Annotated in this window: 12 protein-coding genes; 6 read left to right on the forward strand and 6 right to left on the reverse strand. The window is 58.9% G+C overall.

Annotation, left to right across the window (positions count from 1 at the left end; translation table 11 throughout):
• Positions 1 to 28: 28 nt before the first annotated feature.
• On the reverse strand, positions 29 to 832 hold the full coding sequence (locus tag ACTJLB_RS10610) for a transglutaminase-like domain-containing protein (protein ID WP_087751262.1): 804 nt from the start codon (positions 830 to 832) through the stop codon (positions 29 to 31).
• 754 nt (positions 833 to 1586) lie between these two features.
• Between ACTJLB_RS10610 and ACTJLB_RS10615 the strand changes: the two genes are divergently transcribed.
• On the forward strand, positions 1587 to 3323 hold the full coding sequence (locus ACTJLB_RS10615; RefSeq protein WP_440783221.1) for a SulP family inorganic anion transporter: 1737 nt from the start codon (positions 1587 to 1589) through the stop codon (positions 3321 to 3323).
• Between the two features lie 36 nt (positions 3324 to 3359).
• Here ACTJLB_RS10615 and ACTJLB_RS10620 read toward each other — a convergent pair whose 3' ends face one another.
• On the reverse strand, positions 3360 to 4400 hold the full coding sequence (locus ACTJLB_RS10620) for a hypothetical protein (protein WP_440783222.1): 1041 nt from the start codon (positions 4398 to 4400) through the stop codon (positions 3360 to 3362).
• Between the two features lie 526 nt (positions 4401 to 4926).
• On the opposite strand from ACTJLB_RS10620, the gene ACTJLB_RS10625 reads away from it, so the two are divergent.
• Entirely contained in the window at positions 4927 to 5652 is a 726-nt protein-coding gene (locus tag ACTJLB_RS10625; RefSeq protein ID WP_440783223.1) for a transporter, read from the forward strand.
• A 154-nt stretch (positions 5653 to 5806) separates the two neighbouring features.
• Positions 5807 to 6202 carry a BON domain-containing protein gene (locus tag ACTJLB_RS10630; RefSeq protein WP_440783336.1) on the forward strand — a complete coding sequence of 132 codons (396 nt, stop codon included), beginning with the start codon at positions 5807 to 5809 and terminating at the stop codon, positions 6200 to 6202.
• Between the two features lie 24 nt (positions 6203 to 6226).
• Here the strand turns inward: ACTJLB_RS10630 and ACTJLB_RS10635 are convergent, their stop codons facing one another.
• The 3 genes from ACTJLB_RS10635 to ACTJLB_RS10645 form a co-directional block, all read right to left on the reverse strand.
• On the reverse strand, positions 6227 to 7066 hold the full coding sequence (locus ACTJLB_RS10635; protein WP_440783224.1) for a class II glutamine amidotransferase: 840 nt from the start codon (positions 7064 to 7066) through the stop codon (positions 6227 to 6229).
• 160 nt (positions 7067 to 7226) lie between these two features.
• A complete protein-coding gene (locus ACTJLB_RS10640) occupies positions 7227 to 7691 on the reverse strand; it encodes a DUF4126 domain-containing protein (protein ID WP_440783225.1) in 465 nt (154 codons plus the stop codon).
• 168 nt (positions 7692 to 7859) lie between these two features.
• Complete coding sequence (locus ACTJLB_RS10645; protein WP_020065367.1) at positions 7860 to 8078, reverse strand: DUF2964 family protein; 219 nt, start codon at positions 8076 to 8078, stop codon at positions 7860 to 7862.
• Between the two features lie 347 nt (positions 8079 to 8425).
• Between ACTJLB_RS10645 and ACTJLB_RS10650 the strand changes: the two genes are divergently transcribed.
• Positions 8426 to 9742, forward strand: a complete 1317-nt coding sequence (locus ACTJLB_RS10650; protein WP_440783226.1) for a DUF2254 domain-containing protein — start codon at positions 8426 to 8428, stop codon at positions 9740 to 9742.
• A 22-nt stretch (positions 9743 to 9764) separates the two neighbouring features.
• A complete protein-coding gene (locus tag ACTJLB_RS10655; RefSeq protein WP_020065365.1) occupies positions 9765 to 10442 on the forward strand; it encodes a carbonic anhydrase in 678 nt (225 codons plus the stop codon).
• A 49-nt stretch (positions 10443 to 10491) separates the two neighbouring features.
• Here ACTJLB_RS10655 and ACTJLB_RS10660 read toward each other — a convergent pair whose 3' ends face one another.
• Complete coding sequence (locus ACTJLB_RS10660; protein WP_440783228.1) at positions 10492 to 11235, reverse strand: SDR family oxidoreductase; 744 nt, start codon at positions 11233 to 11235, stop codon at positions 10492 to 10494.
• 150 nt (positions 11236 to 11385) lie between these two features.
• Here ACTJLB_RS10660 and ACTJLB_RS10665 point away from each other — a divergent pair, with 150 nt between their 5' ends.
• On the forward strand, positions 11386 to 12270 hold the full coding sequence (locus ACTJLB_RS10665; protein WP_440783230.1) for a LysR family transcriptional regulator: 885 nt from the start codon (positions 11386 to 11388) through the stop codon (positions 12268 to 12270).
• Positions 12271 to 12336: the final 66 nt, after the last annotated feature.

Genomic DNA, 12336 nt, shown 5'->3' on the forward strand with positions numbered 1-12336 from the left:
TCGCTCCAGACTGCGCCGGAACCGCCCATCATTCCGCCGCGCAGTGAACGTCGAATTTGATGAGCTTCGTAGGGCCGAACGTATTGCTGATTGCTACGTCGGCGGCATCCCGGCCACGCGCCATCAGCACCCGACCGATACGCGGCACGTTATTGCGCGGATCGAAGGTTTGCCATGAGCCGCCGACATACGCTTCAAACCATGCCGCAAAATCCATTGCGCTCCAGGGCGGCGGCACGCCGACATCGCTGATATAGCCGGTGCAGTAGCGTGCCGGAATATTCATTGCACGGCACAGCGCCACAGCAAGATGCGCGAAATCGCGACAGACGCCTTTGCGTTCCTGCCATGCATCGAATGCGGTTTTGGTCGGGCGCGCGAATTCGTAGCCAAATTCGATATGGCGGTGCACGTAGTCGCAAATCGCCTGAACCCGTGCACCGCCGGGTGGCGTGCCCGAGAACAGTTTCCACGCAATGTCGGAAAGCAGGTCCGTTTCGCAATAACGGCTGCCGAGCAAGAACGCGAGACACTCGTCCGGGAGCGCTTCGACGGCGTGCTGATAGTCAAAAGGACCGCGCGTCTCCGGCTGATCGGAGACGTTGAGCAGCGCGCTTGTCGAAAGCGAGATCGCCCCTTGAGGTGCAACAAGGCGGCTGCACAGATTGCCGAAGCTATCGCGATACTGCGTAATGGCCACTGGCGGATTCACAACCAGAAGATCGGCGGACAACACGTCCTGAGCGTGCGAAAAGTGTGTGTTCAGCATCAACATCATCGGTGTCGGCTGTGCGCACTCATAGACCAGCTCATAGCCCACGCGCAGTTTCATCGGACCATCCTTTCATTGATAAAACACGTGACGCGCTGCGCGCTGGAGATGCCGGGTGCCGGCGGTGACGTGGGTCGGGTGGATCGAGCGACGGATCAGCGATAACAATTCTGCTGATGGTGACTCGCCAAAAACAGGAAAAAGGTGCACGCGAAATCGCAGCGACGCTGCTACTAGCTGCCTCGTACACCTTGTTGAAATGCGCACACACATGGGGCAAAGCGGCTGCCCGCCACGTGCGCGTGTCGTTACTTTTTCTTCGCTACCGCACTCGGTACGGCAGACTTGGAGGCAGGCGTCCTGAACAGATCCGTTCCCGGTGATGGTGACTTCTTCGGCTGTTTTGGCTTTTTCGCCTCGCGGTTACTACGCAGTTGACCTTTTGCCATTTTGTTCCCCCGTTTCGGCGGCCACGAAGAGGCCGCTCTCCTGCCCATTCTGGGCGCATTTCTGCTTAATGTCGCGATCTATTTAAAAGCGGCGCTCGGAGCCCGGGCTTGTGGCCGTCAACGGCTGCCGATACCGTGCTGCGTCGCGAGACTGCATGCGCTGGCAAACCGGGTCCGCCGGTCACGAGCGTCAATACTCGTAACCGGTAAATATGCATGCCAAAGCCCGTCTACGCATCGCCTGCTGCGGGAGGTATTGGACCATGGTCCCATTCACCGTGCCCGACTGACTCGCCTATCCTTGATGCGGAAATGGCAGTGCGGAACACTCAATATCGCGACTTTTTTCCTCAACCATCCGACAAATGCAAGCCGACCATCCTGTTCCGGAAGGTGGACAGACTGCGGCGCCCGCGCGGCGATGGCTGCGTTGGCTGCCCGGTCTGACGATGCTTCGGACATATCGGCTCAACTGGCTACCTAACGATCTTGCAGCGGGACTGGTGCTCACCACGATGCTCGTACCCGTGGGTATCGCATATGCCGAGGCGTCCGGCGTGCCTGGCGTTTACGGTCTCTATGCGACGATCGTTCCGTTACTGGCTTATGCCGTCTTCGGCCCCAGCCGGATTCTCGTTCTCGGTCCCGACTCCGCGCTGGCCGCGCCGATTCTTGCCGTCGTTATCGCTACCGCCGGCAGCGACCCGTCTCGCGCGATCGCGATAGCCAGCATGATGGCGATCGTCTCTGGCCTCTTCTGTATTGTGATGGGGCTTCTCCGCCTCGGCTTCATTACGGAACTGCTCTCCAAGCCGATTCGATACGGCTACATGAACGGCATTGCGCTGACTGTCCTGATCAGCCAGCTACCCAAGCTCTTTGCCATTTCCTTTGACGACCGCGGACCGTTGCGTGATCTGCTGTCGCTTGGCGCCGCAATCGTCGACGGCAAAACCAACTGGTACAGCTTCGCGGTCGGTGTGGGAAGCCTCGCGCTGATACTGTTGCTAAAACGCTTCGATAAAGTGCCGGGTATTCTTATCGCCGTCGTGGTCGCGACGCTAAGCGTTATCGTTTTCGATCTGGACAGCCGAGGCGTCAAAGTACTCGGCAAGATCCCACAAGGTCTGCCGTCATTCGCGTTGCCATCGATCGGCGATGCCGATCCCATCAAGATTCTGCTGGGCGGCTGTGCGGTCGCACTGATTTCATTTGCGGATACCAGCGTGCTGTCACGGACCTTCGCTGCGCGATTTCATACACGTGTGGATCCAAACCAGGAGATGGTCGGCTTGGGAGCGGCCAATTTAGCGGCTGGCTTTTTTCAGGGCTTTCCGATCAGCAGCAGTTCTTCGCGAACACCCGTGGCCGAAGCAGCGGGCGCGAGAACGCAGGTGACCGGTGTTGTCGGCGCGGTGGCGGTAGCAATTCTTCTGATCGCCGCGCCCAATCTGATGCGCTACCTGCCCAATAGCGCGCTCGCCGCTGTCGTCATTGCCGCAGCCCTCGGCCTGTTCGAATTTGCGGACCTCGGCCGCATCTTTCGAATCCAGCAATGGGAGTTCTGGCTTTCCATTGTCTGCTTCGTGGGCGTCGCCGTCTTCGGTGCGATTCCCGGTATCTGCATCGCAATCGTGATCGCAGTCATAGAGTTCCTGTGGGACGGTTGGCGCCCCCACTACGCCATTCTCGGACGCGTGGAACACCTCCGCGGCTACCATGACATCGAGCGCTATCCGCATGCCTTGCGGATTCCGGGACTGCTTCTATTCCGCTGGGACGCGCCATTGTTTTTCGCCAATGCCGAGCTTTTTCAGGAATGCCTGCTGGAAGCCGTCGATACATCTCCAACGCCCGTGCGCACAATCGTAGTGGCTGCCGAGCCTGTCACCAGCATCGATGTGACTTCGGCAGATATGCTCAGAGAACTGACGCGAACACTAGGCAAGCGCGACATTGAGTTGCACTTTGCGGAAATGAAGGATCCTGTGCGAGACAAGCTCAGACGTTTCGAAATGTCCGATGTTCTCGGCGATGCGCAATTTCATCCGACCGTGGGGAGTGCCGTCGATCATTACCTCGAGCGGCACTCAGCGCAATAACTCATCCGCTATGAATGGGTTACGCGCTTCCCAGCCTCAGATCAGCAGCCGCCTCGCCTCTCCAAACATATCCCGTTCAGGGAGAAGATCACTGCGTTTGAAGCGCAGCAATGCAAACGCACGAGTCAGGTTGGCGGACTCAGGCAGTTGCACGACCGTGAACTCGACCTCGTTCGCCTCCCGACCACCCGTTCCATTCGTACCATCCGTACCATCGGCCACGATATTCATCGGGTCTAGCCGCAGCTTTTTCTGTTGCACGCATAGGTATGGCCCCGGCGAAGACAGTACTTCGCATATCACACCCAGTCCACGCTCGATCGTCTCCGTCTTGAGACCAAGCTTCGCCAGTTCCTGTTCGTTCCGGTCGAGTTGCGCCTGGGCACTCGCCATCTCGCCGACGCTCGGCGGCGCTTTGCTTCCCAGCATGGACTGCACGCCAGCGGCTTGCCGCTCCAATAGCACGAGGCGTGCTCTCAACAGTGCGCGCTCTTCCTGAAGGGCATTGCGCCGCGATTCGTCGGTTTCGATTTTTTGCAGGCCTTGCAACATCAACTGGTCGAGCAGCCGCAGCACGATCTGTTGACGAAGTTCTGAATCGGTTGCGCCGCATACGCGCACCTGATGATCGCTGAAACTGACGGTAGTTTGAGCGACATCGGATCGGGTGGCTACGCCGTGCTGTGCAACGCCGAACACCTGTCTCTGATGCAAGGCCATGCCCAACACCGCGAATACCTCAAGCAATTCCGCATGCTCCTCGAAGTAACTCCGCAAGTGTTCTGATTGACTCAATGCGGCACATACGTCCTGCGGCGTCGTAAAGAAGGCGTGAATGCAGGGATCGCTGGACCATGCGGCAGCAGTCGCCTCGTGCGCAGCGGGAACTTCCGCAGTGAGCCGCTCGATGTAACGCACGGCTTCAGTCAACGCGGGCAACAGACGCGCCTCATAATTCCGGGCGAAACGTAATGGAGGGCTCATTCCGACGACGCGATCCAACATTTGCTTCATCTGCTGGTGATCGGCTCGATCGTCGTGACGGTGGCGGTTCAGCAACCATGACAGCATGCTCATCGCCGGCTCCTGGCGTGCTTTTATCTCTCGCGTCCCCGAAGAATCTGCGCGTTGATCAAGGGTACTGGCAGTACTTGTAATGGATGCGCGACGGCAATGTTCTCGAGGCGTGCATGAGCAAGCGGCACCGCGTTAACGGCCAATGCAAAGCGTAGTCCACGCTGGTCTTGATCGGCGTCTGTTCATGGTCGCACCGCTGTACGACTCCTGTAATCAGACCAAGGTCGTATTACCGGTGGATCAGCCAGCGGTTACGCTGGATTCGCCAACTCCGGTTCATTTTCGGGCGCGGTCGCGCGCTGCGCTCGACCGTCCATTCAGGCCGACGATGACGCGTATCTGGTGCCGTTGGGCGCTTGCGTGTGCAAGTGCATTCGGCACTCTACTGGCCAACGCCCCAGCGTGTTCACAGGAACTGGAACCTCGCTCGTATTCTCCTTCGCCTGTAGGCACCAATTTTCTGGTCGCAACATACTCGCATCTTTCTGGCGATGTACTGACGGACTCGTCTTTACCGATTACCGGTGTGCAGGCCCAATTCAACCTGCTGACGCTCGGCTACGTCAGGACCTTCGATCTGCTCGGTCACACAGCCTCGCTCGGAGTCGGAGTGCCGTTCGCGCGCGGCAACGTCAGCGGCAATGTGATCGACGCGCCCACCGAAGTACATCGAAGCGGCATTGGAGACACGCGACTTCGCTTCGCTTACAACGTCTTCGGTAATCCACCGTTGCCGCCCGAGGCCTTCACGAAGCCGGAATCGACTACGTCGCTTGGCACCAGCCTGACGGTCATTGCGCCGTCCGGGCAGTATGTGGATTCGAGGCTCGTCAACATTGGCGCAAACCGATGGGCATTCAAGCCCGAACTGGGCATCTCGCAGCCATTCGGAAACTGGTTCATGGACGGGTCCGCCGGTGCGTGGTTCTTTACGGCTAACAATGACTTCTTTCGCGGCAAGAAGCGCAGCCAGGCGCCTTTAATGATCTTTCAGTTGCACGTGGGCTACGGTTTTCGCCCCGGCCTCTGGGTCGCGGGCGATATCGGCTACGCAGCAGGCGGCCGAACCACGACGAACGGTGTCGACGCCGCCGATCGATCGGCCAATATACGATACGGCATGACGCTCTCCGTGCCCATTGCACGAGGCTGGTCGACCAAGTTGGCCTTCTCGCACGGACTCGTCACACGAGCCGGCGGAGACTTCACGTCCATTTCGTTGACGCTGCAGTATCGCTGGTTCAGTCGATGATCATGGCCACGCGCCAAGGAGCGTTATGCCCGAGTGTGTTGTACCCGCTTAGCTAAGCGCTGCCGCATTCGCTCACTCGTCAATGGCGCGAGACCTTTAAGCCAGGTTTAGCCGCGACCGTACAGACGGCTTTATTCGGAACGAAACGTTGGCTATCTTTGATTCAGAGTTAATTAAAACCACCTGGAGACGCAATCATGAACCACTTCACGTCGTGAGTCGGCTTGTCTTCGCCGGATGTCTGACGCTGGCCTCGAACGTCTACGCGCAAACCAGCAACGCCATGCCGACGACGTCAGCTTCAGGTGCAAGCTCAGGCAGTACGGCACAGTCCGACAAGAAGCTGGCCCGCGATGTTCGCAAAGCGTTGTCTAAAGCGCCCCACTTCAACGTATCGAACGTATTCGTCAAGGCGCGCGGCGGCGTCGTGACCTTATCGGGCAGCGTGCCGGACGGTGCCCAGATCGAGCAGGCCGCGACGGTAGCGATGAACGTGCCGGGCGTAACCTCGGTGAGTAACCATCTGTCGCTGTACACCAAGGGGTATTAACGCTCGACCATGCAAATCGCGGGCTTAACCGGCGGCATCGCGAGGCTCGAATGCGAACCGCTCGATCTCGCCGCCGCGCGCCACCACCGCGGTGCTCTCCGGAATCTCTTGCCACCATCCTGGCAAATCGGCGAGCGGTTCTGAAAGAACCAGAAACGCATCTTGCCCGGCCATCGCGATGCGCGTATCGTCGGGATACAACTGGTGCAGGTGACGGAACGACGTGTTGTGAAACAACGAGCGCGACTGCCTTTCGCTCGAGTAGCGCACGGCGACGATCTGCTCGCCATCGGTTGCGCAGACGGTCATGTTCAACGGTTCGGCGACACCGTGGCGTCGCCCCGTTTCTTCGACGAACCCCACCATCCTCTCGAGAGCCGTAACGGGTTCCAGTTCGAGACCGAACGTGAGCGCGAGGAAGAACATCACTTCGGAGTCGGTCGAGCCTTCGATCGAAGGGAACAGTTCGGGCGAAATCGCGATCATCAGGTCGCGACGCACCGCAGGATAATTACGCACGAGCCCGTTGTGCGCGAACAGCCAGCGCCCATGACGGAACGGATGACAGTTGGTTTCCTGCGACGGCGTGTCGGTCGCCGCCCGGATGTGGGCGACGAATAGCGGCGCGCGGACCGCTCGCGCCGCTTCGCGCAGATTGCGGTCGCTCCATGCGGGCTGAATGCAGCGGTAGCGAAAAGGTATGTCGGTCGGATGTCCGTACCAGCCGATCCCGAAGCCGTCACCATTGGTGGTCGTGTGGCCGAGCCGCGAATTCAGGCTCTGATCGATCAAGGAATGCTTGGCGTTGAACATCACCGTTTCAAGCTGAATCGGGTTGCCGGAATAAGCGAGCCAGCGGCACATGAGAGGTCTCCAGTCAGATACGCCGGGGTAAGTGGCGAAAAGTTCGCGAGGCAAAGGAGCGCCGCACCGGCTCTTTCAAATTGCGGGCCGCAAGCGCGGTGCTAATAGACAAACTTGACGATATCGTTCGAGCAAGGCAACTACGTCGCTCCCGGTCCGGTCACTGCACGGCCATTACGATCAACGCGGCGGCGAGCACCGCCACTGCGTCTTCGACCAGCGCCGCCGGCCGGTCGCGACCAAACGCGCGCGACATGGCTCCGCGGGCTCTCGCGCCGCCCAATGTACCGATGACTGCGCCGACCAGTCCGGCAATCACGCCGCCGACCCAACCGCCGTGCGCCGCGCCGATCGCCGCGCCGCTCAGTCCGCCCGACACGAGACGCGCGCCGAACTGTATCGGCACGGTGCGGCTGGCGGTATTGGGCAACTGATCGACGATGAACTCCGCGATCGCCAGCACCGTGAAAACGTAGGGCGTGGCAGCGAAGCCGAAGAATGCGAGCGGTGTCTCCCGCAACGGCAACCAGCCGAGGTACGCCGCCCAACTGACGGCGGTGGGTGCAGTCATCGTGCGAAGCCCTGCCACAACGCCAATCAGCAATGCGAGAACATACATAGACATGCGGACTCCAGGTCGGAACCAATAACGCGTATTAAACACGCTCATTGACTTCCGTGTCATCGGGGTACCGCATCGATTTGCGGTCGCGAGTTGCGATGCGCAGCTACAGGGACCGCCGGCGTTGAGTGTTCCTCAGAACAACAAAGAGGGATCTTCCAGGCGCACTCGCTATCGCGAGATCGGCTTTTTTTTGCTCGACAGGCCTGGAATGGATATCAGGTTAAGCGCAATCACGGCGATTGCGACACCGAAAAAAATCGCGAGTACGCCGTAGCGAAACTCCGCCGGGCGATCGTAAAGCAAGCCGACGATAGTCGTATAAAGACCGCTCAGCCATAGAGCGACGCCGACCAATGCGATCGCAACCCGCCTTTCCGATTTTTTCATCAGGACCTCTGCAGTCTGCGACTGGTTCCTCAAACCATATTAGTGCGCCGTTGCGGCGTTTTCCAGAAGAGGCGCGTTTGCGCCGACAAATATTCGGGCGGACAAGCCCATCGAGGCGCCATTCCGGAATCTCGACGTCCAGGACCAAGGTCTCATTGACCACCCTGAAGTTCGAGTGTTTTATTGCATCGGGAAGGTTTGCGTGTCCGTAACCTGCTTCGCGCCGGTTTTGGACTGATCTGAGCGCTGTGCGCGCCCGCCCGTGAAGCCTCCACTAAATACTGGCTGACGCACCGCGGATACCTTCGGCCACACCGCGATATGAACCGTGTAGAGAGAGAACAGACATGGACTGGAATCGCTGGTACAGCTTGAAGAGCTACCTGAGATCTTCGCTGTGGACTGTGCCGCTCATTGCGATCGCGATCTATGCCGTGGTAAAGCCCGTGGCTGAAATGACCGGAAGATGGATGACGAGGCAAGGGACCCTTGACGCAAAAACCAGCCTTCTTGGACTGTCCATGACGGGTGCGCGGTCGCTGCTCGGCGACATCGTTTCCGCAGACCTGGCGTTCCTGGTATTCACGTTTGGTTCGCTGCTCGTCGCAATCCAGGTAGCCGGGGGACAGTACACCCCGCGAATCATCGCGACGACATTGCTGCGCGATAACGTCATCCGTAGCATTTCGGGGTTATTCGTTTTCACACTGCTGTTCGCCAATAGAACGGCCGGCTGGATGGGCGAGAATCAGGTACTCCAGCTGCAAGTGTTCATTGCAGCGCTATTCGGATTTACTTCCGTCGTCGCTTTTCTCTTTTTGATCGACTACGCGGCAAAATTTTTGCGCCCTGTCAGCCTCGTGGCTCGCGTGGGAGAGCAAGGAATCGCGGTTATTGAGAGCGTTTACCCCTCCCCGTCTACGGGCGTGGTCGTCGCGCCGGAACTTCACAAAGAGCGAGGCGTACCCGATCGCATTGTTTCTCAGCGCGGGAAGCCCGGCATCGTTCTGGCCGTGAATCTGGAAAGGCTGGTGGCCAAGGCACGGCGCGCTGACGTAGTGATCGAATTCGTGCCGCAAGTCGGTGATTTCGTCGCGGTGGACGAACCACTCTTTCATTTGTACGGAAACTTCGGCGCAATCGACGAAAACAAGCTGCGCACGCTCGTCGCTTTCGGGACGGAGCGCACGATGGAGCAGGACCCTATGTTCGCGTTTCGCATCCTGGTCGATATTGCGCTAAAAGCGCTGTCGGCGGCGATAAACGATCCGACCACGGCGGTGCTTGCGATCGATCAGTTGCACCGGCTATTACGCATGGTGGGCAAACGTTCTTTGCGCGTCGAAGAGATCGAGGATCGTTCGGGGCGGGTTCGCGTGATCTTGCGAACGCCCAATTGGGAAGATTTCGTGCATATCAGTTTCCGCGAGATACGTCAGTATGGCGCGAGCAGCATTCAAATCGCACGGCGTCTGCGCGCGGCGATAGAGAACCTCATCCAGTGTCTGCCGGAGCATCGTCATGAGGCATTGCGCGTCGAGCTAATGCTGATCGACCGTGCGATCACCAGGCATCATCCATTCCCGGAAGACCTGGCGTTGGCCCGCATCCCTGACTCGCAAGGGCTTGGAGGTTCGGCGGTCTCGACGACAAATAACTATTAAGTGGCCCTTCCGGAGACAAGCCATGCGCAAACTGATAATGGGCATCGTCGAGTTTCGCGAGAAAATGCTGCCGCAATACGCGAAGCAGTTCAGCAAACTGGCGCTTGCGCAGACGCCCGATGCGCTCTTCATTACGTGCTCGGACAGCCGGGTTGTGCCGGACCTGCTCGTCTCGACCCATCCGGGCGATCTGTTCACGATGCGCAATGTCGGCAATCTGATACCACCAGCAACTTCGGAAGGAACCTCTACCGGCGACCTCTCCGAGGCAAGCGCAATCGAGTACGCAGTGCTGGTGCTGAAAGTCGCGAATATCGTTGTATGCGGGCATTCCGAGTGCGGTGCGATGAAAGCCGTATATGCACACAACGCCAAGCTGAAAGCGCCGAATCTCGATAGATGGCTTTTCCACGCCAATAACGCAGCATTTCGCCTCGAAAACGAAGGTCCGCTCAATGGGACGTTGAAAACGCACGATCAATTGTCGCAACTCAACGTGCTTGTGCAACTCGAGCATCTGATGACATACCCGATAGTTCATCAGCAGGTCACGTCCGGGGCACTGGTATTGAGCGGCTGGTGGTTCGACATCGCGACGGGCGACATGTACGCCTATGAGCGCACGAGCCGCTCATTCGAAGTCATCGACCGCGCGATGGCTGACCGGATGATTGCGCGCCTGGCCGCACGTGCACGGTGAAGGCGCGGGCCGATGTTCGCTCGCGGCGACGTCACTCGATGAAACGAAATCAGATGAGTTGCGCAGTGGGACGTACGACGATTTCGTTGACATCGACTTCAGCCGGCTGCTCGATGGCGAACACAATGGCACGCGCAACGGCTGTGGGAGAAATCGCTTTTTTGTAGATCTCCAGAATGCGGGCGCTGTCGGTGCCGGTAGTTTTGTTCTGAATACCACTGTCTACTGCACCGGGCGTGATCGAGGTCACCCGGGTTGAATGTTGGGCCATCTCGGCTCGCAATCCTTCCGAGAGCGCTCGAATGGCAAACTTGGAAGCAGAGTGCACGGCGCCACCCGGTGAGAACACCTTCAGGCCATGCACCGAGCCCAGGTTGATCACGTGGCCAGAGCCTTGTCGCAGAAATACGGGCAAGGCGGCTGCGATCCCCCACAGGATCCCCTTCAGGTTCAGGTCAATCGTGGTTTCCCATTCCTCGGTGTTCACCTCGGCCATCGGACGAATCAACATGACGCCCGCGCTGTTGATTAGCACGTCGAGCTTGCCGAGATCGGCGACGACGGTATTGACGACCCGCTCGATATCGCTCTTTCGAGTGACGTCGACGTTGTAGTGCCTGGCGTCTCCATCCTCGGCACGAATTTGCTGGACCAGCAGCGCCGATCTCTTTTCATCTATGTCCGCAACGGCAACGATTGCGCCGTCTGCGGCTAACGCTCTCGCCGCGGCAGAGCCGATTCCGCCCGCGCCGCCTACGATCAAAACCACCTTACCCTTGATTCCTTCACGCATCACGTATCCTTTTGCCTTTGAAGAGCTTCGGCGCATTTTGCGTTGAGCAAACGCCCGAGCCGCCGTTCATGCATCGACAGATGCTGTTGCTCATCGAAGGACTCATGCTAATCGGCATGTTTTCGTTGAACCATTCGCTAATTTCCGACAATGGCTGATCAAATCCGCACACCGTTCGATTGGGAAGACATCCGTATCTTCGTGTCTCTTGCACGTCATGGGAGCCTGTCAGCCGCAGCGCGTGCGCTGTCGCTTTCCCACGCGACGATATCCCGCCGCATTCGGACGCTCGAGAAAGCGATGGGGGAGAAATTGGTGGAACGTCGTCCCGATGGTTATGCGTTGACCGCGGCTGGCGTGCGCGCTCTGTCTCCTGCGAGCGAGATGGAAGCGGCGGCTGCAAGATTCGGACGCCGAGGCGCAACCCAGGTCCCGAGTGGACTGGTGCGCGTCAATGCCCCTCCCAGTTTGGCCCAAAGCTTTCTCGTCGAAAAACTGGCCCGCTTGAGCACGACCTATCCAACGTTGGATATCGATCTCGCCACCGACTTTCGAGCGGTCAGCCTCGAGCGACGTGAAGCCGACATTGCGCTGCGGTTCGGTCGGCCAACTGACGGCGATGTCATTGCAAAGCGGGCGGCGACGGTCGGTTTCGGCTTTTATGCTCTGGACGAATGGCGGCGACGTCTGGATGCCGGCGAGAGCCCAACCTTTGTTGGCTTCGACGAGGCCAACGCGCACTTGCCGGAAGCCACCTGGCTCAGTGAAACCTACCCGCGCGCCCGCATGGCATTCAGAAGCAATAGTCAGGTGATGCAGGCTGCAGCGGCGCGCGCCGGCGCAGGAATCGCCCTATTACCGCACTTTGTCGGGCGCAACCAGGATACATTGGTGCGCTGCCTGATGTTGGAAGCGCCGCCATCACGAGAACTTTGGCTATTGATCCGACGCGATGGCGTCACCGACCTCGCAACCAAAACGGTCGCCGACTTTCTGATCAACCTCTTCTCCAGCGAGCGTGAATCGATCGAATAGGTTGCGCTCGGACATCGCTTAGCCCTTGCCAAGAGTCGTGTCGCACGCACGTCGGTTCCGCCTTGA

The sequence above is a fragment of the Paraburkholderia sp. 22098 genome (assembly GCF_052045935.1).
GTDB lineage: Bacteria > Pseudomonadota > Gammaproteobacteria > Burkholderiales > Burkholderiaceae > Paraburkholderia > Paraburkholderia caledonica.

Bases quoted from the DNA above. Each gene is read 5' to 3' on its own strand.
- ACTJLB_RS10610 (WP_087751262.1), bottom strand. From the start codon at position 832: ATGAAACTGCGCGTGGGCTATGAGCTGGTCTATGAGTGCGCACAGCCG.
- ACTJLB_RS10615 (WP_440783221.1), top strand. From the start codon at position 1,587: ATGCAAGCCGACCATCCTGTTCCGGAAGGTGGACAGACTGCGGCGCCC.
- ACTJLB_RS10620 (WP_440783222.1), bottom strand. From the start codon at position 4,400: ATGAGCATGCTGTCATGGTTGCTGAACCGCCACCGTCACGACGATCGA.
- ACTJLB_RS10635 (WP_440783224.1), bottom strand. From the start codon at position 7,066: ATGTGCCGCTGGCTCGCTTATTCCGGCAACCCGATTCAGCTTGAAACG.
- ACTJLB_RS10640 (WP_440783225.1), bottom strand. From the start codon at position 7,691: ATGTCTATGTATGTTCTCGCATTGCTGATTGGCGTTGTGGCAGGGCTT.
- ACTJLB_RS10645 (WP_020065367.1), bottom strand. From the start codon at position 8,078: ATGAAAAAATCGGAAAGGCGGGTTGCGATCGCATTGGTCGGCGTCGCT.
- ACTJLB_RS10650 (WP_440783226.1), top strand. From the start codon at position 8,426: ATGGACTGGAATCGCTGGTACAGCTTGAAGAGCTACCTGAGATCTTCG.
- ACTJLB_RS10655 (WP_020065365.1), top strand. From the start codon at position 9,765: ATGCGCAAACTGATAATGGGCATCGTCGAGTTTCGCGAGAAAATGCTG.
- ACTJLB_RS10660 (WP_440783228.1), bottom strand. From the start codon at position 11,235: ATGCGTGAAGGAATCAAGGGTAAGGTGGTTTTGATCGTAGGCGGCGCG.
- ACTJLB_RS10665 (WP_440783230.1), top strand. From the start codon at position 11,386: ATGGCTGATCAAATCCGCACACCGTTCGATTGGGAAGACATCCGTATC.